19 protein-coding genes are annotated in these 22,612 nt (G+C 43.6%); 1 reads left to right on the top strand and 18 read right to left on the bottom strand.

What is annotated here, in order from left to right; all coding sequences use genetic code 11:
- Positions 1 to 279 precede the first annotated feature (279 nt).
- The 16 genes from VJY63_RS11240 to rpmE form a co-directional block, all read right to left on the bottom strand.
- Positions 280 to 2,604 carry a TonB-dependent receptor domain-containing protein gene (locus tag VJY63_RS11240; protein WP_324050910.1) on the bottom strand — a complete coding sequence of 775 codons (2,325 nt, stop codon included), beginning with the start codon at positions 2,602 to 2,604 and terminating at the stop codon, positions 280 to 282.
- Between the two features lie 234 nt (positions 2,605 to 2,838).
- Positions 2,839 to 3,846 carry a cytochrome-c peroxidase gene (locus tag VJY63_RS11235; RefSeq protein WP_324050909.1) on the bottom strand — a complete coding sequence of 336 codons (1,008 nt, stop codon included), beginning with the start codon at positions 3,844 to 3,846 and terminating at the stop codon, positions 2,839 to 2,841.
- A gap of 152 nt (positions 3,847 to 3,998) precedes the next feature.
- Positions 3,999 to 5,399 carry an efflux transporter outer membrane subunit gene (locus tag VJY63_RS11230; RefSeq protein WP_324050907.1) on the bottom strand — a complete coding sequence of 467 codons (1,401 nt, stop codon included), beginning with the start codon at positions 5,397 to 5,399 and terminating at the stop codon, positions 3,999 to 4,001.
- A 5-nt stretch (positions 5,400 to 5,404) separates the two neighbouring features.
- Positions 5,405 to 7,366, bottom strand: coding sequence for a MacB family efflux pump subunit (locus VJY63_RS11225; protein WP_324050905.1), 1,962 nt, complete (start codon positions 7,364 to 7,366; stop codon positions 5,405 to 5,407).
- Positions 7,366 to 8,505, bottom strand: coding sequence for an efflux RND transporter periplasmic adaptor subunit (locus VJY63_RS11220; RefSeq protein ID WP_324050904.1), 1,140 nt, complete (start codon positions 8,503 to 8,505; stop codon positions 7,366 to 7,368). Before VJY63_RS11220 ends, VJY63_RS11225 begins: the two co-directional genes overlap by 1 nt.
- Before the next feature lie 79 nt (positions 8,506 to 8,584).
- Entirely contained in the window at positions 8,585 to 9,355 is a 771-nt protein-coding gene (locus VJY63_RS11215; RefSeq protein ID WP_324050902.1) for a hypothetical protein, read from the bottom strand.
- Positions 9,355 to 10,227 carry a metal ABC transporter permease gene (locus tag VJY63_RS11210; protein ID WP_324051033.1) on the bottom strand — a complete coding sequence of 291 codons (873 nt, stop codon included), beginning with the start codon at positions 10,225 to 10,227 and terminating at the stop codon, positions 9,355 to 9,357. Before VJY63_RS11210 ends, VJY63_RS11215 begins: the two co-directional genes overlap by 1 nt.
- Positions 10,227 to 10,913 carry a metal ABC transporter ATP-binding protein gene (locus tag VJY63_RS11205; protein WP_324050900.1) on the bottom strand — a complete coding sequence of 229 codons (687 nt, stop codon included), beginning with the start codon at positions 10,911 to 10,913 and terminating at the stop codon, positions 10,227 to 10,229. Before VJY63_RS11205 ends, VJY63_RS11210 begins: the two co-directional genes overlap by 1 nt.
- Positions 10,913 to 11,809 (bottom strand): metal ABC transporter solute-binding protein, Zn/Mn family, encoded by an 897-nt coding sequence (locus tag VJY63_RS11200; protein WP_324050898.1) that lies wholly within the window; start codon positions 11,807 to 11,809, stop codon positions 10,913 to 10,915. The genes VJY63_RS11205 and VJY63_RS11200 overlap by 1 nt, the downstream gene beginning before the upstream one ends.
- Positions 11,806 to 12,285, bottom strand: coding sequence for a hypothetical protein (locus VJY63_RS11195; protein WP_324050896.1), 480 nt, complete (start codon positions 12,283 to 12,285; stop codon positions 11,806 to 11,808). Before VJY63_RS11195 ends, VJY63_RS11200 begins: the two co-directional genes overlap by 4 nt.
- The gene (locus VJY63_RS11190) at positions 12,272 to 12,592 is read right to left on the bottom strand and encodes a hypothetical protein (protein ID WP_324050894.1); all 321 of its coding nucleotides are present in this window, start codon (positions 12,590 to 12,592) and stop codon (positions 12,272 to 12,274) included. Before VJY63_RS11190 ends, VJY63_RS11195 begins: the two co-directional genes overlap by 14 nt.
- Positions 12,593 to 12,622: 30 nt before the next feature.
- A complete protein-coding gene (locus VJY63_RS11185) occupies positions 12,623 to 13,435 on the bottom strand; it encodes a DUF4198 domain-containing protein (RefSeq protein WP_324050892.1) in 813 nt (270 codons plus the stop codon).
- A gap of 40 nt (positions 13,436 to 13,475) precedes the next feature.
- Positions 13,476 to 13,988: a DUF2271 domain-containing protein gene (locus VJY63_RS11180; protein ID WP_324050890.1), complete on the bottom strand. Its 513-nt coding sequence runs from the start codon at positions 13,986 to 13,988 to the stop codon at positions 13,476 to 13,478.
- Positions 13,985 to 14,614 (bottom strand): PepSY-associated TM helix domain-containing protein, encoded by a 630-nt coding sequence (locus VJY63_RS11175; protein ID WP_324050888.1) that lies wholly within the window; start codon positions 14,612 to 14,614, stop codon positions 13,985 to 13,987. Before VJY63_RS11175 ends, VJY63_RS11180 begins: the two co-directional genes overlap by 4 nt.
- Positions 14,615 to 14,804: 190 nt before the next feature.
- Positions 14,805 to 16,076, bottom strand: a complete 1,272-nt coding sequence (locus tag VJY63_RS11170) for a malic enzyme-like NAD(P)-binding protein (RefSeq protein ID WP_324050886.1) — start codon at positions 16,074 to 16,076, stop codon at positions 14,805 to 14,807.
- A gap of 234 nt (positions 16,077 to 16,310) precedes the next feature.
- On the bottom strand, positions 16,311 to 16,526 hold the full coding sequence (gene rpmE, locus VJY63_RS11165) for a 50S ribosomal protein L31 (RefSeq protein ID WP_324050884.1): 216 nt from the start codon (positions 16,524 to 16,526) through the stop codon (positions 16,311 to 16,313).
- Between the two features lie 128 nt (positions 16,527 to 16,654).
- Between rpmE and VJY63_RS11160 the strand changes: the two genes are divergently transcribed.
- Positions 16,655 to 18,889, top strand: a complete 2,235-nt coding sequence (locus tag VJY63_RS11160; protein WP_324050882.1) for a primosomal protein N' — start codon at positions 16,655 to 16,657, stop codon at positions 18,887 to 18,889.
- A 7-nt stretch (positions 18,890 to 18,896) separates the two neighbouring features.
- Here the strand turns inward: VJY63_RS11160 and VJY63_RS11155 are convergent, their stop codons facing one another.
- Together VJY63_RS11155 and rpoS are read right to left on the bottom strand one after the other, a co-directional pair.
- A complete protein-coding gene (locus VJY63_RS11155) occupies positions 18,897 to 21,125 on the bottom strand; it encodes a YgiQ family radical SAM protein (RefSeq protein WP_324050880.1) in 2,229 nt (742 codons plus the stop codon).
- Between the two features lie 618 nt (positions 21,126 to 21,743).
- Positions 21,744 to 22,610 carry an RNA polymerase sigma factor RpoS gene (gene rpoS, locus VJY63_RS11150; protein WP_324050878.1) on the bottom strand — a complete coding sequence of 289 codons (867 nt, stop codon included), beginning with the start codon at positions 22,608 to 22,610 and terminating at the stop codon, positions 21,744 to 21,746.
- Positions 22,611 to 22,612 lie beyond the last annotated feature (2 nt).

Raw genomic sequence — 22,612 nt, 5'->3', positions numbered from 1 at the left:
CATTTTTTTAGAGCTTCCATATTTTTTTAAAAATCAATATAACAACTAAAAACGATAGCTAAGATGAGGCAAAGCAAAGAGTGCTTTAGAGCTCACCGCGCCAAGTGATTTCAAAAAGATGGGGTTTTAAGGAGGTGCTGAAGCCTAAGCTGCAACTAAACATAAATTCCTAAAAGTGGCTAAGAAGTAGTTATTTTAACACACTAGGACAAAAAAAGCCGCCAAAAAAACCAGCCGATCTTTCAAAGGGCTGGTTAGTTAAGTTTTTTTAATTGTTTTTTAGAAACGCATATTCGCTGAAATCCAGAAGTTGCGTGACTTATCAATCACTTTGTAATCATCTAGCTTAGTGGCTTCCCAAGTACCTGCATTGTCTTTCCAATCCACTTCATAATCTGAAAAGTCTCGATCAAGTAAGTTGTTTACACGGGCTGAAATTGTGAGTGTTTCTGACACATTATAACTGCCGCCTAGGTGAAAAACTTGGTAGGCTTCATAGTCTGGCAAATACTTACCATCAGCATCCCAGCCACGCACTCGGTCTGCTTCGGCATAAACACCAAAATACATGTTTAAATCTTGGTTAGCCTGCCAATCTAAGGTTAGGTTCGCCATGTGCTTAGCAGGCGTATCCGCTGAGCTTGCCGAAGCACTGGTTGGATCACCCGTTAAAGGACGACCTTTAGCGGGCCCTTTGGTTACTTCAGTATCTGTAAAAGTATAGTTAGCTTTTAAAGAAAGGTTAAACGGCAGAAGGTAACGACCAGCCAGCTCTAAACCTTTAATTTCTGCTTCTGAAACATTACCTTTATAGTTAATACTACTGTTAAAGCCACCATTAGCAGTACTGGCCATCCACCTTGGATCAATATTGGCACAGGCTTTGCTACCAGAAGGGTTATCTTGGCAGTTATCTATATTTTGAATTTTATCTTTAAACTGCGTCATAAATAAAGTGGCGTTAAAGGTATGGCCTTCATCTGCTGTAAAATACGCCGCCAACTCACCACTAATGCTGGTTTCAGGTTCTAAATCAGGATTACCTGCCCAAGGGCTGGTACCTTGCCCACCAAAACCAGTTAAACCAGCATACAAGTCAGAAGTTTTGGGTGTTTTATAACCTGTACTTACGCCCCCTTTAACCGTCCAAGCATCGGTTAAATTATAAACACCATAGACTCTAGGTGAAATATGCCCACCAAATTCACTGTGATCGTCGTAACGCATACCACCAGTAAAGGTAAAGTCTTTAGTTATTGCCCAATTATCTTCAGCAAATACTGAAAACTGTTTGTGTTCTTGTGTTGAGCTGTTGTTATACCCAGTGCGTAGCAAGCCAAAAACATTGTCGGTCATTTCTTGGTCAATCACTTGTCCACCCACTACAACAAAGTGGTCGCCTAAGGGCAATTCCAACTTAGCATCGATTGTTAACCCTTTGCTGGCTAATTCACGATTAGGACGCGGTAGTAAGTTATTGTCTATCCAAGCTAAATTATCTGCTTCAGAACCTGTTAGATCCCTAACTGCAATGCGCTGTTCTAAACTTAGCGGCAATGATCGCCCTTTATTTTTAGTTTCTAGGTGCGTCAAGGTAACTTCACTACGTCCAAAATCCCATTTACCAATGTGTGTTAAAGACATTTGATCGCGCGAAGTCCGCTGAGTTTCTTCATAGCCCACTCTTGATCTAGCTAAAATCGTTTCAGCAGAGTCTAAAGTACCAAACTGAGCCAAGCGGTTATCATATTTTTGGCGCGAAATATCATAATCAAATAGAATTTCATTTTGTTTATCAGGTGTTAAGGCTAAACGAAAGCCAGAGGTGTAATTAGTATTATCAGATGTTGAGCCACCACCACCAAAACCGGTGCTAGGTTGATAAGGATTACCTGATGGGTCTTTGGTTGCTGTGTATTCTGGTGTCGATTCTTCTTTGTCGTAAATAGAGCCACGCACGGTCAAACCTAATAAGTTTTTAATCAACGGGCCTGACACTGCAAAATCAGTGGTTGTGTCATTGCCTAAATCAGAATTTTCTTGAAACGTGCGACTATGAGTAATTGAGCCAACCCATTTATCAGAAACTTTCTTGGTGATAATGTTAATTACACCACCCATCGCATCAGCACCATAAAGCGTTGACATTGGGCCGCGTACTACTTCGATACGCTCAATCATATCTAAAGGTGGAAGGTACGCTGACTGAAAGCCACCAAAACCATTAGGGTAAATATCACCATTATTATTTTGGCGTTTACCGTCAATTAAAACCAAGGTGTAATCACTGCCCAAACCTCGCATAGAAATGGTACCTTGCCCACTTTTATCTTGACCCGTGCCTAAATCAATGCCTTCAACATCACGCATAGCATCCAGTAAATTGGTGTAAGGGCGTGAACGCAATTCAGCAGCAGTAATCACTGTAACACTGGCGGGTGCATCGGTTAGTTTTTGCTCATAACCCGCGGCAGTAACAACTAAAGTATCCATCTCTTGTGCATCTTTTGCATAAAGTGAAGTAGAGCCAGCGAACAGGCACACAGCAATTGCTGTGCTAAGTGGTGTTGTTAAGAAGGCAGGCCTTCTAGCAAGGTGAGCCATTTTGGAGTCTCCAGTCAAAAAATTTTAAGGAATTTTTAGGCTGGCTGGCTAGGAATAACATTCACAATTTTTTAAAAAAAATGGAACTTTTTTGGCTGGCTGACCCACAAGACAAATACTAATCTTTCTTATTAGCATTTGTCTAGGACGAAGTTGTTAAAACGGCATAAAAAAGCCTGACTGGTTGCTCTTATGCCTAGTCAGGCTTTGTGGACTAATAAACTAAATTAAAAACTAAGGCAGTGCAGGAATTTCTATGTGTGGCATTTCACCCGTTAAAGAATGCAAGAAGGCAACTATATCGGCCACTTGGTTCTTTTTATATTCACGACCTAGCATTTCTTTACCCATAACTTGTACTGCTTCTTCTAATGTCGCCGTGCCACCATTATTGAAATATGGGTAGGTAACAGCAACATTACGCAAGGTTGGGGTTTTAAAAGCGTGCTTATCCGCTTCATTTTTTGTTACCAAAAAGCGCCCTAAATCAGTCGATCCTGGCACTTTAATAACGTGAAAATAGCTATCAGTCATTGCTGGACCAGAGTGGCAGGCATTACAACCACTGTCAGCAAATAATGCCATACCACGTTTTTGTTGATCGGTAAGTGCGGCTAAATCACCTTGCAGGTAACGATCAAAAGGTGAGTTAGGCGTATTTAAGGTGCGCTGAAAACTTGCCATAGCGTGCGCTACGTTATTTGGTGTAATTTGCTTTTCACCATCACCACCATAAGCTCTGGCAAAAGCATCTTGGTATTCTTTAAAACCTTTTAAACGTGTGATAGCGTCGTCAAGCGACATATTCATTTCAATATCCGCTTCAATAGGGCCTAGTGCTTGCGCTTCTAAATCAGCTGCACGACCATCCCAAAACTGAGCGGCAAAAAAACCTGAGTTAAGTACAGTGGGAGTATTGCGCTCACCCACTTGGGCAGCATGGCCGGTTGCGCGTGGGATGCGGTCTGTCCAACCTAAAGCTGGGTTATGGCAAGTTGCACAGCTAATCACACCACTACCTGAAATGCGTGGTTCAAAAAATAGCATTTTACCTAACTCAATCTTAGATTCCGTCAAGCTATTATTGGCTGGAATTGGTGAAATAGCCGGTAAAACTTCAAAACGGTTTGCATATTGAGCATGATAACCATCATCCGCCAGCAAATTACCGCTTAAAGTAAGGAGTCCTACGACTCCCAAGATAGAGCTTGTAGCATATTTAAAATGTCTAATTAAGCGCATTTTTTTATTCCTCATCTATTTTTAATGTAGCCTTATAGTTGAACCCTGTTTTATTGTTATTTATAAAAGAATCAATATTATAAAACAGATAAGACTAATTAACTTTATAGCTTATTGGCATTATTTTTAACAGTAAAAAGTAAAGCAACCGATTAATCCACGCGCCAGCCACCACCCAATACCTTATACAAGTTTAAGCTAGCATTAAGACGATCTTGGTAAAGCGCTAACAACTGATCTTCTGCTTGTAATTCTTCTAGTTGAGCATCCAGTAAATCGGTTAGTTTTTCTGCACCGGCGTTGTAAAGCTTTTCGGTGTTTCTGGCAATTAAGCGATTCTCTGCAATTAACTGCTGCTGCTGAATTTCTAGTGTATGGCTTAGCTGCTCGTTGCTTAATGCGTCTTCTACTTCGGCTAACGCAGTTAAAACCGCCTTGTAATAACTTAACAGCATTTCTTGCTGCTTGGCTTCGCTTAGCGTTATTTGGCGGCGGCGTTTTCCAAAATCAAAAATGCTTTGCGTAATGCTTGCACCTAAATTTAAGCTTTGTGTTGGATCACCAAAAATTAAGCTATTAGCGCTTGCCAGCCTTACGGATGCACTTAGGTTAAGACTTGGGTAAATGGTCTTTTTAGCAATGGCTAAATCAGCATCAACTGCTTTTAACTGTGCTTCTTCACGGGCTAAATCGGGTCTACGGCTTAAAATATCAGTAGGTAAACCTGGGTTAGGGCGTGGAATTTGTAGCTGCATTAACTTCGCCTGAGGTGGCTGAAAGTGCTGCGGTGATTCGCCCAATAACAAAGCCAAAGCATTGCTAGCTTGCAGCTTTTGATGGGTTAATTTTGTTAAATTGGCTTGGCGTGTTAAGACTTGTTTACGCTGTCGCGCTAGCTCGACGCGGTTAATACTACCGCGTTCATAACCCGCTTCAATGAAATTGAGTTGCTGTTCAGAGGCTTGTAAATACCATAAGGCATTGCGTTGCTGACCATCTAATACCAACCATTTAAACCAGCTGCTAGCCACAGCAGCCGTTAGCGTTAAACGCGTTGCGTGCCAGTCATAAACTTTACTCGCTAAGGTTGCTTCACTAGCAGAACGCTCTGCTGCTAAGCGGCCCCATAAATCAATTTCATAACTGGTATTTAATCCAAAACTTGACGATTTACTATTACTTGAACGACCGCTGCTATGACTTAAACCCAGTGAACCGCTAGCATCTAAATGGGGTAAAGTATCCGCCCGCGTAATCCCTAACTGCGCCTCAGCTTGCAAAATACGTTGATAGACCATTAACAAATCGGGATTTGACTCCAGTGTTTTGGCAATTAACGCGTTTAGCTGCAGTGATTCAAAAGACAACCACCAATCACTGTTAGCTGCGGTATATTCAAGCGTTGAGTCTTTTTGAGCCGCTTGCCACGCTTTACTAAACTCAACAGGCAAGGTTTCGTGCTGAGGGTTATAGCCACAAGCACTTAACAACAATACCCCAATACTAATAACCACTAATCTAAAACGTACTTTTTTAAACAAGCACAACAACATTACTGCTACTCCGTAGACAAGGCTTTGACTGGATCTAAATGCGCTGCTTTGCGTGCTGGCAAAAAACCAAAAATAAGCCCTGTAGCAAATGCACAACTAAAAGCTAATACCACAGGAAAAACAGAAAAATAGACCGTTGTACCTAAATAACCCACCAGCCAAGCCGTACTTAATCCAATCATCACGCCGATTAATCCGCCCAAGGCAGAAATGGTTAACGCTTCGATTAAGAACTGTTGCAGAATATTACGTGCCCGCGCACCTGTCGCTAAACGTATACCTATTTCTCGGGTTCGCTCATTCACCGAGACCAGCATAATATTCATTACGCCAACACCACCTACTAGCAATGAAATGGCCGCCACAGAACCTAGCAATAAAGTAAATGTATCTTGAGTCGCCGTTACATTTTCAATTAACGAAGCCATATTACGAATTTGAAAATCCTCATCGCCATGACGCGCTAATAACAAGTCAAAAATCTGATTTTGCGTTGCCTCCATTTGACTAACATCGTCTACTGCTACCGTGACGTTACGTAAAAAACGCTGCCCAAAAATCCGTAAACTGCCGGTACTATAAGGCAGTAATACCAAGTCGTCTTGGTCTTGCCCCATCGGTGAAGCGCCGCGCTCACTCATTACGCCAATCACCTGTAACAGCGTACCGCCTGCCATCACGTATTCACCCAAAGGCGAACGGCCAGCAAATAAATCATCCGCAACGGTTTTACCTAATACTGCTACGGTGGCATAAAGTGCTTCATCTTCAGCACTAAAAAAAGTACCTTGTGCCACATTCCATTGCCGAACCAGCGGAAAAGCAGCAGAAGTCGCATTCATGCTGGTACTTTTATCACGGTTGCCATAACGTAACGTAGCTGTACCAGTCAACTCAGGAATGGCTGCCAACACATTAGGTATTTCAAGGTTAATAGCATCCACATCTTCAGGCACCAAAGTTGCGATACTCCATCGTCCACGCTGGTTAGGCGCACCCGGGCGCACCAATAATAGGTTGCTACCTAACGAACTAATGCGTTCAACAATTTCATTTTTAGCGCCATCCCCAATCGCCAACATAGCAATTACCGACGCAACGCCAATCACGATGCCCAGCAAGGTTAATAACGTACGAAATAAGTTACGGTGCAACGCAGAAAACGCAGCTTTGGTGGATTCCCACACATCAATTAACGGCTGCTCTTTTGCTACTTCTAGCAAAGGCAAGCGTGCTTTAGGCTCTTGTACTGCTGCAGATTTTTGATCGCTGATAATTTCGCCATCACGTATTTCAATAATGCGATCAGCATGAGCAGCGACTTCAGCATCATGGGTAATCAGTAATAGCGTATGACCTTGTGCCGATAGTTCTTTTAAGAGCTGCATCACTTCAATGCCACTTTTAGTATCTAAAGCCCCCGTTGGTTCGTCAGCTAAAATAATTTGCCCACCGTTCATCAAGGCTCTGGCAATAGAAACCCGCTGCTGCTGCCCACCCGATAACTGGCTTGGCAAGTGATTAATGCGGTCGCTTAAACCTAAACGCGCTAACAAAGCCAAGGCTCTTTCACGGCGTTGTTCAGGTGGTAAACCGGCATAAATCGCCGGCAATTCAACGTTATTAATCGCTGGCGTACCGGGCAATAAATGATAACCTTGAAAAACAAAACCAAAAGCATCACGGCGTAAATAAGCTAATTCATCTTTACTTAGCTGGCTAACAGGTCGTCCACGAAACCAATACTCGCCAGAATTGGGTCGATCTAAACAACCCAAAAGATTCATTAACGTTGTTTTTCCTGAACCAGAGCTACCAATAATGGCAACAAACTCGCCTTCTTCGATGATTAAATCTAAACCTTTTAAGACTTGTAAGGTTTCTTCGCCGTTACTAAAGCTGCGGGTGATTTTTTCTAATCGAATTAAGGGGACGTTTGATACGTTTATATTGACTGGCTTATTCATTAGCGTGGCATTCTTGGCATAGCATTCGCTGGTTTTTTGGCACCGGCTTGCAGCAGCAGGGCTTCACCTTCGCTTAAACCTTCTAACACTTCGGCTTGAATGCGGTCATTCACACCTACTTTAACGTCACGTTGTTCTTGGCGACCATCGCTATGCAATACAGTGGCTTGGTAAGTGTTACGTTTTATGCGCTGTAAGGCAGCGGTTGGCACCAATAAGGCATTTTTTGTTTCGGCGACAATAAAAAAAACCTGAGCGGTCATTTGTGGCAACAGTTTGCCTGCTAGGTTTTCAACATCAAAAGGTGCGTTATAAAGCACTACGTTATTTTCAACCACCGGCGTAGGTTCAATGCGTAATAACTTACCTTGCCAACGCTCACCTTGACTGCCTAATGTGGTGAAATACGCCGACATACCCACGTTTAAACGACTAATATCCGCCTCAGAAACTTGGGTTTCTACGCGCATTTGTTTTAAATCAGCCACTTGCAATATAACCGGCGCTTGTTGATTAGCATTAAGCGTTTGTCCTTGTTGCGCTTTAATTGATACGACCGTACCGCTCATTGGTGCAAGAATTCGGGCGTATTCTAGGTTGGCTTCATCGGCGGCTAAAGACGATTGATTTTGTTCAATTTGGGCTTGCAGTTGATCGACTTGTGCTTGCGAGGATAAAAAACTGGCTTCGGCCTGCTGCACCGCTTCTTCAGTCACAGCTTCATCTTTACGCAATGCTTTTTGGCGTTGATAATGCAAGCCAGCCAGTTTTAATTGTGCTTTACGGTCTCTTAATTGCGCTGCTTGAGCACGTAATTGGGCACGGCTTGCCGCAACATTGGCTTCTAAAACCCGCGCATCAATTTCTGCTAAAAGCTGACCGGCTTCAACTTCGCTTCCTACTTCAACGTGCAAATGCACCAACTGCCCAGAAATTTGTGCGCCCACATCGACATAGTTTTTAGGGTTCAGTGTGCCAGTAGCCGTGACTTTTTCTTGCAAATTACCACGCACAACTTTAGCGGTCGGTAAATGCTGCTCAACCTTGCTATCACTTAAAAACCACCCAGTTAAACCGGCGATTAACAGTAATAAAATAACGATCATTATTGCCCGCTTATTTTTTTTAGAAAGCGCCATAATGCTGGGGTTTCCTTAACTAACTGCTGAATTAATGGGTGTTTTTAGACTAGATAAAGCCAACAAGGTTGCAGAAAATCTATTCTATTAAAGCCTGTTGCAAACTCACCACCACCGATTCTAGCCAAGCTTCTAAAGTTTTAGCACTAGGGCGTAGCAGTGGATCAATGACCCAAGTTTTTTTGCCCGCTTCGACTCGCGTGCTTAACACTAAATCAGCAACGTCCGCCTCGACTAAAGGCAAAATCGTAACCTGAGCCAGTGGCATTAATTTTTCATCACTAAGCGCTAGCGAGTTAACATTAGCTAACAGCAACAACTCATCCACTTGCAAAGCCAACTGCTGAATTTGACGCAATACTTCCCCACGGTTGTGATTAATTTGCTTAGCATATTCGGGCCATAAACGGGCTAAATCCCGTGCGGCGATATTCACCATCAACAAAAGATTGTTAGTATCTAACCAAAAGTAATCTGGCTCGCTAATGCCTTGACGCTGGGTAATGCCTGCACCCTTTGGTGTGATTTCTTGGGCTAAATCTATAGCGACTAGACGAATATTTTTTTGGCGCAGCAGCGAAAAAACGGCTAATCCGCGCGAAACTGATTCAACCGTTAATACGGCATCAGTAACGGCTAATTCATTACTGCCAACACTATTCAACCAAGCGGGAATACGATTAATGGGTAAGCGTTTTGGCGGCAAATAAATCACTTGAACGGGTGTTTTTTCTAATAAAGCTTGGGCAATTAAATCCACCACCGGCACGGCAGTGGTGACGCTAGGCTTGGCTGCCAACGCCGTCCCGCTTATGAGTAAAAAAAATATAATTAAAAACTTAAACCTCATCACGCTCTCCAACGTCTGATAGCCAAAGCTAGAATAAAGCCCAAAGAAGCCACCAGCACGATGGCTGCACCTGAAGGAATCGGCAGCGCACCCGCCATTGGCAATAAAATACCTAATACACAGCTAAGCGTGGCAAATACCACCGATAACCAAAAAAACTCACGACCAGTGCGGCTAATCATTCGCGCTGAAACTGCTGGTACCAGTAGCAGCGCCCCTACCAAAATAGAGCCAATGATTTTTACCGAAGCCACGGTAATCAGTGCAATTAACAGCACAAATACATAGTCATAAAAAACAACTTTAATGCCTCTAACCTTGGCTAAATCGGGTGCAAGACTGCTGATTAAAGCGCGATTGCCACTGAATATCATTAAACCAATACAGACGATGGCTAGTAGCAGCATCACCAATAAGTCTTGGTCTTTGACGGTTAAGATTGAACCAAATAAGACGTTTTCTAAAATGTGGACATTAACTTTCTTTGCTACGTATAATAGCAACGAAGCACCTAACGCGATAGCAAACGCTAAAAACACCCCAACTAACGCATCATAAGGAATTTGGGTACGGCTTTTAATCCAGTGCAGCAGCAGGGCAAACACCACACAAAAAGCAAATAGCGCGGCTAAGGGTTGCGTTGCTGGTTCACCTAACAAAATGCCTAAAGCCACGCCGGTTAAAGCACCATGCCCAACCGCTTCAGAGAAAAAAGCTAAACGTTTAACCACCACCAAAGGCCCTAACGCACCTAATAATGGCCCAACAATTAATGCTGCAACCAAGGCGTTGGTTAAAAAAGCATAGCGAAACATTTCGGGTAAATAACCCGCTTGCTGTAGGTTAAACACCCCTTCACGCAATGCATCCATCATGGCTCTTGCCCTTTTGCTGTGCTTGAAAAACCTTCAAATAAACCATTATCTACGCACCAAACTTGGTCAGCATACTGCTGCACCCAGTGAGGATCATGGTGAATAACCAATAAGGTTGCACCTTGTTCACGTAGCTGTTTAATTTCTTGGTTAATCAATGCTTGGGCTTGTAAATCTAGGCCAGTCATGGGTTCGTCTAAACACCATAATAAAGCATCACGCTCTAAAGCTTGGGCAAACAATAAACGCTGCCGCTCACCACCCGACAATTCACCTAAACGTAAATGCCCTTTATCTTGCATACCAACCCGCTGCAACAGGCTTTGGGCTTTTTTTAAATCAGTCATTTTACGCCAAGCAAAAAATGGCCGCCTTGTTAAGCTAGCCAATAAAAATTCATTAACTGTAATGGGTAATGACGGTTCAAATGCACTTTGTTGGGGTACATAAGCCACCGGCCTTACCTTGCCTTTTGTGCCATCTGTGCCCTGCCAATGGCGTTCAATACGGCCTTGATGTGGCGCTAAACCTAAAATGGCTTTTAATAACGACGATTTACCCGAACCATTTGCACCCGTAATAGCGTGTAATTGACCGGCGTTAAAATGGGCGTTAATAGTAGGTAAAATGTCTACGCCATTAATCGCCAAGCTAAAGTGCTGTAATACAATTGCTGGGCCCATTAGCGATTCGCCTTAGCTGCTAACACTAAAGCTTTTACTAACGTAGCAAGATTATGTTCCATTTCACGTAATACTTGTTCAGCATCGTAATCACCATGCGTCATGTGTGAAAAATGATAAATTTTAATGCCGGTAGCTTTTTCAATTACATCAACATAACGGTTATCCATATTAAGCTCGGTAAATAACACCTGTATATTGGCATCTTGAATGCGCTGAATGGTCGTTTGTAATTGGCTGGCGCTGGGTTCAACACCGTGTGCTGGCTCTATAACAGTATCAATACCAATACCGAACTCTTGCAATAAATAACCATAAGCATTATGCGTGCTAGCAATACGCACCTTACTTAAATCAGCATCCAATAATTGGCTACGGTAAGTGTTTTTTAATTGGCGTAATTGCCGCGCATAATTCAGCGCATTTTGTTGAAAATAACTCGCATTGTCTGGGTCTAGTTTGCCCAAGGCTTTGGCAATGGTATAAACCTGACGAATCGCTGCATCAATTGATACAAAGCTATGTGGATTATAATTAGCATTGCCACCGCCAGAAGACAGCAGCGGTACGTCTTTATTGGCATTAATTAACGTTAAATTGGGTAAATCTAAACCTTCCAAAGCATGAACGGCAAATTCATCATGCCCAATTGCATTTAACACCAGCGCATCCATACGATTAAGGCGCTGAATATCCGTAGGCTGTAATTCATAATTATGCGGGTTAAAGCCGCTTTCAATTAACGGCAATAAAGTGGCACGATCACCCACTACTTGCGCGGTATAGCTGTAATAAGGATGCAAAGTAATGCCGACAACTAAAGGTTTAGCCACTGCTAAGCTAGGTAAAGCTACTAGAACTAAATAGCTAATAAAGCGCATTAAATAAGGTTTCATGGGTGGTTATCCATTCGTAGCCAAGTATCTAACTGGTTACAGCTATTAGGTATCGCTGCTAATTCAGGTGTAAAAAAAATTGCTGGGTGATTAGTCTTTAAGTGCTCGGTTTGCATCTGCAACACAAAAGCCGCGCTAGAATTAGGCTGGCGTAATAGAAAACAGCGGCTAGAAACTTCTTGCCATGCGGGTAATTTCTGACCAAAAAATACCGGCAGTTCAATACCTTCAACACCACCGGCAAACTCAATTTCTTCAGCGGTAATCGACAACTCTAACAGTAACTGGCGCTGTGGTTGATTTAAACTCGCGGAAGGATCGGCAACTAAAGCCGGTTCTTGCCTTGCTAAAATGCCTAGCCCACCCAAAAGCAATACTGAAAAAATAAACAAAGCCACCCAAAAACTTTCTAGGCGGCCATCGTCAGGGCGAACAAGGTCAACCATCGCTGGTTCATTCAACCTAGAATTCAACATAGTCAAACTCAGCAGCGTCTTCATGTCCCGCATCAAATTGAATATAAAATTCACCTTCTTGCCAAGCAAACTTAGCCACAGAACGCCCGTCAGCAACACTTTTTGCTAATACTTCATCGTCATAAGAATAAATAATCACCGCTTGCCCCTGTGCCAAAGTGCCGTCACTAAAACCCACCCGACAAGCAATTTCTTCACCGTCACGGCTACAATCCATCACCGGATAATGCGCCCAAGCAACAAGCGGCATAAGCGCCAATAAACTGACCAGAACAGACAAGCAATGCCGAAAAAACGGTTTAATCATGGTGGGTTCCTTAATTTAACTAAACAGTCATTATTGAGATAAAACTTCAAAAGTTAGGTGATAATTAACCCCTGCGGCATCGGCTAAAGGGCTATCAATTGCTTTACGCATACTGGTCATTAACAAATGCGGGCCAGCGACTTTAGGCTTAAAAGTAACGACGCCATTTTTATCGGTTTTTAAATCCATTTGATCGCGTGAATCGCGCCAAGCTGTACCGTGCGAAGTGATTTCTACAGCCATATTAGCTAACGGTTCACCATCAAAAGTAAATTTGAAACGTGATTGTTCTTTAGCAACCACATCACTTGGGTGTGTTAACGGATGCAACTCAAACCCCTTGCCGGTTGCTTCTAATACTTTATTGCTGGGCGCACGTTGCGTAACGTAAAAAGTTGATAACGTTTGCATAACCGTGGTTGTAACGTTTTTAGCCCCTTCAGGAATTTCGGCTTCTTGCTTATTAGCAAAAATCCTGCGTTTCGTATTACGTGCGCCAATTTCATAAGTCGTCACATAACGCTGCGGGCTGCTTAGCTCAACTTTATAAGTACCATCAGTGTTAATTTCTAAATCAAATACGCTGCGGCGCTTACCTTTAAAATAAGGCCCCATACGCTGACGATCACCAGCAGGGGTATAAATACTGACATTATCCAAACCGACCGCTTTATCAAAAGTGAACACGCCATGCGCGGCACTTGCATCAACGGTAATCCAAAAAGCGTCTTCTGTGGAAAGGTTGAATTCGCTAGGCAACATCCATAAAGGGTGTGCTTGTACACTGGGTGCTAGCAAAGCTAAAGACAGGGCTGCTGCACCCAACCAGTTACGTTTTTTCATTATAAAACTCCTGTATTGTCAACTAGCCTAGTGGCTTACTTTAATTGCTTACTTTAATCGTCATACTGCCCAATTCTTCAGCAGCCTTAGTGGTATAAACTTGATTCTTGCCGCCTAAAGTCATTGGCTGACGAATCCAGCTTCGCCCACCATGTTCTCTGGATGCTTCAATATTGATGGTGTATTTACCTGCTGCTACTGGCTCACCTTGTTGATTTGTCGCATCCCATTTAACGAGGTGAATACCTGCACGACGCGTTGCACCCGTTACGCTGTCTAATTCACCTTGGTCATAACGCCCAGCTTTACGCCACCAACGGCGCATATCTTTTAACCAATCCGCTTCTTTACGCCATACCGCTACGGTTTTTACGGTTTGGTCATTTTCATCTTCAATCCATACCGCAACGTAAGGACGGTAATTCATCGAACCTTCACTGGCTGGCAAATTAACTTCAATACTGACTTCTGCTGCAAAAGCATAAGGCACGCTGGTTAAGGCACTCACTAATAATAAGGTAGCCAGCTTTTTTACTTTTTTTGTTTGATTCATAACAATATCCAAAAATAAAGAATCACCATTAATAACGTACCAAAACCGCTCAGTAATAAAGTGCGGCTGCGGCGCTTAGGATGAAACAACACTAACCAAAAACCCGTTAAAGTGAAGAGCAACATCACCACGGCGGACAAGTCGATAAACCAGCTCCAAACCTTGCCGCTGTAACGCCCCATGTGTAAATCATTCACGATAGCCATCCAGCCCAAACTGTGATTTTCATACCAAACGGTTTGTTCTTCTGGCAGTATTTCCACCAGCGTATAACCACCGGGGCGTTTAATATCCAGCATCAACAAAGACTCATCGGCTGACCACTGCACACTTAATTCGCCGCCTGATAAACCCTGCTCATTTTTTAACCATTGCCAAACTGCCTGACCTTGTTGTTCTGCTGTATCTGTTGCAAAAACAACATCACTAAACGCTTCAGCCAAGGGCAGCTCTACATCGTTAGAAATACTAGGTGTAGGCAACCACTGACGGTTATTAAGCGTTAAGCCAGTTAGCGTAAAAAACAATAGAATAAACAGCATCAACATAGAGCTGTAAGCGTGCAAGGGACGAACCCAGCGCTGGCTACGCGATAATTTGAATTTAGGGAGAGAAAAAGCCTTCATAACCACCGGTCAATAAATAGGAATGATTTACAGTTAACATCGGAGGTGAAGCTTAACGCCATACAGAAGCAAAATCAAATGATAACTATACGCATAAGCAGCTATTGTTTAAGTGTTTTTTTAGAGCAAAAAAAAAGCTAAACCCCTGAAGGTTTAGCTTTAATGTCGAGTTAAAGCAGCGTTAAAAAACTTAGTTGCCGTATACGTCGTTAATGGTTTTTAACGGGTAATGAGCAGGGAAAGGTAGGCGTGCTACACCTGTATCAACAGCGGCCTGGGCAACGGCTGAAGAAATAACACCTAGCAAACGGCTGTCCATTGGCTTAGGAATGATGTATTGCGGGCCAAATTCTAAAGCGTCTAACTCATAAGCAATTAAAACTTCAGCAGTAACCGGCTCTTTTGCCAAGTCTTTTAAGGCGTTAACTGCTGCAATTTTCATTTCTTCGTTAATTACGCTGGCACGAACATCCAGTGCGCCACGGAAAATGAAAGGAAAGCCTAGTACGTTGTTAACTTGGTTAGGGTAGTCGGAACGCCCCGTAGCCATAATAACGTCAGGACGTGCTGCATGAGCAACAGCCGGATCAATTTCTGGGTCTGGATTAGAGCAAGCAAAAATAATAGGCGTAGCCGCCATTTTTTTAATTTGCTCACCGTTAACAAGATTAGGGCCTGAAAGACCGACTAGCACATCAGCACCATCCAGTGCATCGTCTAAAGTACGCTTGGTTGTATCGTTAGCAAACATTGCTTTGTACTGATTTAAGTCATCACGACCCGCATGAATAACGCCTTTACGGTCGACCATGTAGATGTGTTCACTTTTTGCACCACAAGCAACCAACAATTTCATGCAAGCAATCGCTGCAGCACCTGCACCAAGGCAAACGACTTTAGCCTCTTCAATTTTTTTACCGGCTAGTTCTAGCGCGTTAATCATGCCCGCAGCAGTAACAATTGCCGTACCGTGTTGGTCATCATGAAAAACTGGAATGTTGCACTGTTCAATTAAGGTGCGCTCAATTTCAAAGCACTCAGGCGACTTAATGTCTTCTAAGTTGATACCACCAAAGGTGTCAGCAATACGCGCAACGGTATCAATAAAAGCTTGAGGGCTTTCAGCATTCACTTCAATATCAACAGCGTTAACGCCAGCAAAGCACTTAAATAATACACCTTTACCTTCCATAACGGGCTTAGAAGCCAAAGGCCCTAAGTTACCTAGACCAAGAATGGCAGTACCATCAGAAATAACTGCAACCAAGTTACCTTTACCTGTGTATTTGTAGGCTAGGTCTGGGTCTTTAGCGATTTCACGGACAGGTTCAGCAACGCCAGGGCTATAAGCTAAGGCTAAGTCTTTTGCAGTTGCAGTAGGTTTAGTTAGTTCAATGCTTAACTTGCCAGGAATTGGCAGAGCATGATAATCGAGAGCAGCTTGCTTCATATCTTGTGACATTATGATTATTCGCTATATGGGCAATAAAAAAAATTGTTACTAATGTCTAATTAGCATATATAAGTTTGCAGTGCCTCACAAGCATTTGAAGCGATAGGAAGGGGGGTGTAAAGCTGCGACCTATGGCCGCAAGAGTTGTAGCTAAGATCATCAAACGATAAAAATAATAAAAGAAACGATAAAAAAAGCCAGAATCCACTAAAGCGAATTCTGGCTCTTATAAAAGCAATAAAATTACTTAGTCGTACGTGCACCAAAACGTGCAGAGAAACGTTCAACACGGCCACCAGAAGAAGCCTGCTTTTGCTTGCCGGTGTAGAAAGGGTGGCAGCTAGAGCAAACGTCTAGGTCAATTGTTTCTTTGCCTAGCGTTGAATTGAAAGTAAAGGTGTTACCACAAGTACAGGTTGCAGCAACTGTATTGTATTTTGGGTGAATGTCTTGTTTCATGTTCAGCCTCGTTAAAGCTGTGCCGCCGCTTGATCTAATGCCAAGCACCGCACAGGGTGTCAATAGGATTTAAGGTGGCGTATTCTAACAGGCAAAAGGCTCAGCGCCAAACATTTTCAGGTAAAGTCATGCCCTTAATACAAGTTGCCTTAGCCACACCTTTACGGCGTTTATTTGATTACTGGCCCGTAGCAGGCGAGCCTTTACCCGCTGTAGGCGTTAGAGTAAAAGTACCTTTTGGTAATCGGCAGATGATTGGTTTGGTCATGGGGCAGGTAGCTGCTAGTGACTTACCCAATAATCGTATTAAAGCAGCGTTGGCTTATTTAGACACTAAGCCCTTGTTTACTCAGCATCATTTAGATTTTTTACGCTGGGTCGCTAGTTATTATCATCAGCCGATGGGCGAGGTTTTACAAGCGGCGTTACCGGCATTATTACGCCAAGGTCAAAACTTACACCCGCCACAAGAGCCGCGTTGGGAGCTAACAGAGCTAGGCAAAACCACACCCTTGTCAGAACTGCAACGTGCGCCTCGCCAAGCAAATCTATTAAAACTACTGCAAACCAGTGCTCAGCCTAAAACCCAAAAAGCGTTGCAAGCCGAAGGTTACAGCCTTGCTATGTTGCAAGCGTTGCAAACTAAAAACTTAATCGCTTTGCAAAAACTAGCCACCAAAACCCAAGGTATTGGCTTGCCACAGCTGCCGCTCGATGAACATTTGCCTAAAAGTGTGCTGGCTGAAGTGCCTTTAACGCTAACCGCTGAACAGCAACAAGTTATGCAAATCCTTACAAAAAAATTAGGCACGTTTAGTCCAGCGCTGTTGCAGGGTGTAACCGGCAGCGGTAAAACAGAAATTTATTTGCAGCTGATTCAACAACTTTTAGAAGCCGGTCAGCAGGTGTTGGTGTTGATTCCTGAAATTGGTTTAACACCACAAACGTTAAAACGTTTTGAGCAACGCTTTAACCGCCGTGTGGTGTCAATGCACTCGGCCATGACCGATAAAGAGCGCCTTGATGCTTGGCGCAGCGCTATGCAAGGCCGTGCTGCGGTGGTGCTGGGAACACGCTCGGCTATTTTTACGCCTTTGCCTAAATTAGGCTTAATCATTGTTGATGAAGAACATGATACTTCGTTTAAACAGCAAGACGGTTTGCGCTATCAAGCTAGGGATTTGGCCGTGTTGCGGGCTAAGCAAGAAAATATTCCTATTTTGCTAGGTTCTGCTACGCCTGCGTTAGAAACGCTGGTTAAAGCAAAAGACGGTGCTTATTTATGGCTGCATTTACGCCAGCGCCCCGCTCAGGGTGTGAAAGTACCTGAACCTAAATTGTTGGATATACGCAACCGTAAATTATTTGGTGGTTTTTCAGAGCCGCTGTTGTTGGCGATGGATAAGCATTTAAAAGCCGATAATCAAGTGTTAGTGCTGTTGAACCGCCGTGGTTTTGCGCCGGTGTTAATGTGTACTGGTTGCGGTTGGATAGCTGGTTGCTTGCATTGTGATTCGCGCATGACTTGGCATAAAGAGCCGCCTAAACTGCATTGCCATCACTGCGACCAACAGCAGCCACTGCCTACTTCTTGCCCGCAATGCGTTGACGGTGAATTAAAGCCTTTGGGTGTGGGTACCGAGCGTGCAGAGGAAGTCTTGCTTGAGCGCTATCCTGATATTCCGGTGATACGCCTTGATAGAGACAGCGTGCGTAATCGTAATGATTTAGCGGCTAAGCTGGAGCAAATTGCCCGTCAGCGTCCGGCTATTTTGCTAGGCACACAAATGTTGGCAAAAGGGCATCATTTCCCGGATGTCACTTTAGCAACTTTGCTTAATGCCGATCACGGTCTGTATTCCAGCGACCCTCGTGCTATGGAGCGTACGGCGCAGCTAATTATCCAAGTGGCTGGACGCGCTGGACGCGAAGAAAAGCCTGGCGAGGTGATTATTCAAACCCACCACAGTGACGACCCAAGATTAGAAAAACTGTGCATAGAAGGTTATGAGGCGTTGGCGTTGGATTTATTAGATGAAAGGCAAAAAACCAATTGGCCGCCTTATGCTTACCTTGCGATGTTTAGGGCGGAAGCGCCGAAAACGGAACAGGTAGACGCCTTGATGCGTCTGTTAGCTGGGCAGGCCAATGCCCTTAATCAAGAACACCTTACTTTGCTTGGGCCAGTGCCTGCGCCAATGGAAAGGCGACAAGGCCGCTATCATATGCAATTTTTGCTGCACGCTAAAAAACGCGCCCCGCTACACCGACTGGTTGCTCAGCTTTTAAGCTGGCTAGAAAAAAGCCCAGAGGCGCGGCGGGTACGTTGGTCTTTAGATATTGATCCTGAAGACCTGTTTTAATCTAGGATTAGAACCGTTTCGATTTTTTTGTGCTGCTTGCTTTTGGCTTGCCTACTTTTGACGTGCTTCTAGGGGGTAAGCCGGTGTGTTGGGTAAGGATTCTAGTGGTTGATTTAACCTTGCCTGCTTGGGCTGTGCCTTTAATAGGGTCGGTGGGTGGTATAAGGTGTTTTTTGCTATAGCCAATTAAATCGCTTCTGCCCATCGCGGTTAAGGTTTCACGCAGCAGTGGCCAATTTCTGGGGTCGTGGTAGCGCAAAAATGCTTTATGTAGCCTTCTTTGCCTTTCACCTTTAATGATTTCAACCTTCTCACTTTTATAATCCACTTTGCTTAGCGGATTACGTTCAGTGTGGTACATGGTCGTTGCTGTTGCCATTGGTGACGGGTAGAAAGCCTGTACTTGATCGGCGCGTAAATCTTTTGTTTTAAGCCACAGCGCCAAATTCATCATATCTTCATCGCTGGTGCCGGGGTGGGCAGCAATAAAGTAAGGAATCAGGTACTGCTTTTTACCGGCTTCTTTAGAATACTTAGTAAATAACTGTTCAAAACGGTCATAGCTGTCGATGCCTGGCTTCATCATTTTAGACAGCGGGCCATTTTCGGTATGTTCGGGTGCTATTTTTAAGTAGCCGCCAACGTGATGGGTGACTAACTCTTTAATGTATTCGGGTGATTCAACGGCTAAGTCGTAACGTAAACCAGAGGCAATCAATACTTTTTTAACGCCGGGTAATGCACGGGCTTCTTTATACAGCTCGATTAGCGAAGAGTGATCGGTATTTAAGTTAGGGCAGATGCCGGGAAATACACAGGAAGGTTTTCGGCAAGCCGCTTCTATTTCTGGTTCTTTACACGCTAGGCGATACATATTGGCGGTAGGGCCGCCTAAATCTGAAACCACGCCAGTAAAACCACTAACCTTATCGCGCATAGCTTCAATTTCACGAATAATTGAACCTTTTGAGCGGTTTTGAATAATGCGACCTTCATGCTCGGTAATGGAGCAAAAAGTACAGCCACCAAAACAGCCGCGCATAATGTTGACTGAAAAACGAATCATATCCCAAGCCGGTATTTTGGCATCACCATACACAGGGTGCGGCGCACGCGCGTAAGGCTGATCGAATACCGAGTCCATTTCTTCCGTGCTTAACGGAATGGGGGGTGGGTTTACCCACAAGTCTTGGTCGATGTGTTTTTGTACTAAAGCCCGTGCATTGCCTGGGTTAGTTTCTAGGTGTAGCACACGGTTAGCGTGGGCATAAAGTACAAGGTCTTTGCTGACTTTTTCAAAACTGGGTAAACGAATGACACTTTTATCACGGTGTTTTCCGGTTACAAGCCGTTCGAGTTGTTTACGCTCTTTGGCTTGCTCGGTGGTTAGTAATTCAAGGGCTTGTTCGGTTTGATCGTCTAACTCAGTATGGCTTAACGGATTCTGCTTTTGTTGTTCAACGGCACAAGCTTCGGTGTCTTGCGTGTTGACATAGGGATTAATGACTTTATCAATTCGCCCTGGGCGGTCAACACGGGTTGAGTCAATTTCTAGCCAGTCGGCGGGGGTATCTTTACGGATAAATGCAGTGCCACGTATATCGGTAATATCGGCGATCTTTTCGCCTTGTGCAATGCGGTGCGATACGTCGACTAGAGCGCGTTCGGCGTTACCAAAAAGCAACATATCTGCTTTGGAATCGAGCAAAATGGAGCGGCGTACTTTATCTTGCCAGTAATCGTAATGAGCAATGCGGCGTAATGACGCTTCAATACCGCCAAGTATAACGGGAACATCGCTCCAAGCTTCTTTGCAGCGTTGTGTGTAAACCACGCTGGCGCGATCGGGACGTTTACCTGCCATACCGCCTGGGGTGTAGGCATCATCAGAACGGATTTTACGGTCAGCTGTGTAGCGGTTAATCATTGAATCCATGTTGCCTGCTGTTACGCCAAAATAGAGTTCTGGCTTACCAAGCTTCATAAAGTCGTCTTTAGATTGCCAGTCGGGTTGGGCAATAATGCCGACCCTAAAGCCTTGCGCTTCTAATGTTCGGCCGATCACTGCCATGCCAAAAGAAGGATGGTCGATGTAAGCATCACCGGTGACAAGAATAATGTCACATCTATCCCAGCCGAGTAAGTCCATTTCTTCGCGGCTCATGGGCAAAAAAGGTGCTGTGCCAAAACATTCAGCCCAGTATTTAGGGTAATCAAAAATTTTACGAACAAACATGAGGAGTACCAAGTGCAGCAGGAAGGAGAGTTGATGCGTTGCATTTTACCTTATGTAAATTAAAGCGTCAGATAAAAAACACTGTCCTGTTGTAACTGTGGGTGGGAAGGGCTGGTAACTTTTGGCGAGGGGAATAAATATGGGCGGCAATGCCGCCCTGGGGTATGTCCTTATTGGGTATCCTTTACCAACTTTTCTATCCTGAAAAGTTTCCTTTATCGCTGTTTTTAAACATCCGTTTACAGACTAAAGCTTACCTGCTGTTCAACTTTTCCAAAGTTGCTCCTAAGTGCTTTCTGGTTTGGCAATCCTAGCCTCCTTCAACCTTGCACCTTACTTCCTTTTATCCTTGTCATCTTGCTTCCTAGCTCCGTGACGACAGGTGTAGATTAGCATTTTCTTTATAAAAAAAAAGGGCAATAAATGGCCTGCATAAATGCGCGACAATTATTTTATCTATATAAAACAATAACTTGAAAATAGTGCTAATATAAAAACAACTTAAACAACCGTTGCTACTGTTAATATCATTCGCATAATGTATGCAAATGCGTACATAAAAAAACCGACTGATGACAGTCGGTTGGATTGGGTAATGCTTTTTAGCGGCTGGTTTTATTAGGCAGTCAACAATGCGTCCCTGTTTATACCTTGTTTATCTAGGATGTTTTTTAGTTTTTTTAAGGCTTCCATTTGAATTTGGCGGACTCTTTCGCGGGTTAAGCCAATTTCTTTGCCAATCTCTTCTAAAGTAGTGGCTGTATAACCTTCTAGTCCAAAGCGCCTGATAATAACGTCACGTTGTTTTTTGGTGAGTCGAGTGATGCAGTTTTCTACATGAATACTAACGCTTTCTTGTTGAGTCGCATCCAGTGGATCATCGGCATCATCGGCTAAGGTTTCTAGCAGTGGTCTATCGTTGTTAGACCCTGTTGGCAAGTCAAACGATGTAATGCGTTCATTCAGTCCGATTAAATTTTTAATGGTTGCAAGGGGTTTTTTTAGGTATTGAGCAATTTCTTCAGTAGTTGCTTTTTGGTCTAGGTGTTGGGCAAGTTTGTTTTCTGCGCGTAAATAGGTGTTAAGTTCTTTAACCAAGTGAATGGGTAGTCGAACAATGCGCGTTTGGCTCATTAAAGCGTGCTCAATGTTTTGCCTTATCCACCAAGTTGCATAGGTCGAAAAACGAAAACCAAGTTCAGGATCAAATTTTGCAACGGCGCGAATTAAACCTAGATTACCTTCTGCTATTAAATCCAGTAACGTTAAACCACGATTGTTGTAACGGCGGGCTATTTTGACGACCAATCGTAAGTTGCTTTCTATCATGCGTTGGCGAGCAGCTAAGTTACCTTGGCATACTAAACGCCCAAAAAAAACTTCTTCTTGGGCGGTGAGTAAGGGTGATTTACCGATTTCATTTAAATAAAGTTGCGTTGAATCTAATGCGGCAGTGTTGACTTGTTTTAGTGTTTTTTTAGTCATTA

Origin of the sequence: Marinospirillum sp., from assembly GCF_035271045.1 — a bacterium.
GTDB lineage: Bacteria > Pseudomonadota > Gammaproteobacteria > Pseudomonadales > Halomonadaceae > Marinospirillum.
Note: the sequence above shows the minus strand (reverse complement) of the source record. Positions and strands in the feature narration are given on the sequence as shown.

Bases quoted from the DNA above. Each gene is read 5' to 3' on its own strand.
- VJY63_RS11200 (WP_324050898.1), bottom strand. From the start codon at position 11,809: ATGAAACCTTATTTAATGCGCTTTATTAGCTATTTAGTTCTAGTAGCT.
- rpoS (WP_324050878.1), bottom strand. From the start codon at position 22,610: ATGACTAAAAAAACACTAAAACAAGTCAACACTGCCGCATTAGATTCA.
- VJY63_RS11225 (WP_324050905.1), bottom strand. From the start codon at position 7,366: ATGAATAAGCCAGTCAATATAAACGTATCAAACGTCCCCTTAATTCGA.
- VJY63_RS11190 (WP_324050894.1), bottom strand. From the start codon at position 12,592: ATGATTAAACCGTTTTTTCGGCATTGCTTGTCTGTTCTGGTCAGTTTA.
- VJY63_RS11240 (WP_324050910.1), bottom strand. From the start codon at position 2,604: ATGGCTCACCTTGCTAGAAGGCCTGCCTTCTTAACAACACCACTTAGC.
- VJY63_RS11180 (WP_324050890.1), bottom strand. From the start codon at position 13,988: ATGAATCAAACAAAAAAAGTAAAAAAGCTGGCTACCTTATTATTAGTG.
- VJY63_RS11205 (WP_324050900.1), bottom strand. From the start codon at position 10,913: ATGGGCCCAGCAATTGTATTACAGCACTTTAGCTTGGCGATTAATGGC.
- VJY63_RS11195 (WP_324050896.1), bottom strand. From the start codon at position 12,285: ATGTTGAATTCTAGGTTGAATGAACCAGCGATGGTTGACCTTGTTCGC.
- VJY63_RS11230 (WP_324050907.1), bottom strand. From the start codon at position 5,399: ATGTTGTTGTGCTTGTTTAAAAAAGTACGTTTTAGATTAGTGGTTATT.
- VJY63_RS11160 (WP_324050882.1), top strand. From the start codon at position 16,655: ATGCCCTTAATACAAGTTGCCTTAGCCACACCTTTACGGCGTTTATTT.
- VJY63_RS11155 (WP_324050880.1), bottom strand. From the start codon at position 21,125: ATGTTTGTTCGTAAAATTTTTGATTACCCTAAATACTGGGCTGAATGT.
- VJY63_RS11175 (WP_324050888.1), bottom strand. From the start codon at position 14,614: ATGAAGGCTTTTTCTCTCCCTAAATTCAAATTATCGCGTAGCCAGCGC.
- VJY63_RS11215 (WP_324050902.1), bottom strand. From the start codon at position 9,355: ATGAGGTTTAAGTTTTTAATTATATTTTTTTTACTCATAAGCGGGACG.
- VJY63_RS11185 (WP_324050892.1), bottom strand. From the start codon at position 13,435: ATGAAAAAACGTAACTGGTTGGGTGCAGCAGCCCTGTCTTTAGCTTTG.
- rpmE (WP_324050884.1), bottom strand. From the start codon at position 16,526: ATGAAACAAGACATTCACCCAAAATACAATACAGTTGCTGCAACCTGT.
- VJY63_RS11220 (WP_324050904.1), bottom strand. From the start codon at position 8,505: ATGGCGCTTTCTAAAAAAAATAAGCGGGCAATAATGATCGTTATTTTA.
- VJY63_RS11210 (WP_324051033.1), bottom strand. From the start codon at position 10,227: ATGGATGCATTGCGTGAAGGGGTGTTTAACCTACAGCAAGCGGGTTAT.
- VJY63_RS11170 (WP_324050886.1), bottom strand. From the start codon at position 16,076: ATGTCACAAGATATGAAGCAAGCTGCTCTCGATTATCATGCTCTGCCA.
- VJY63_RS11235 (WP_324050909.1), bottom strand. From the start codon at position 3,846: ATGCGCTTAATTAGACATTTTAAATATGCTACAAGCTCTATCTTGGGA.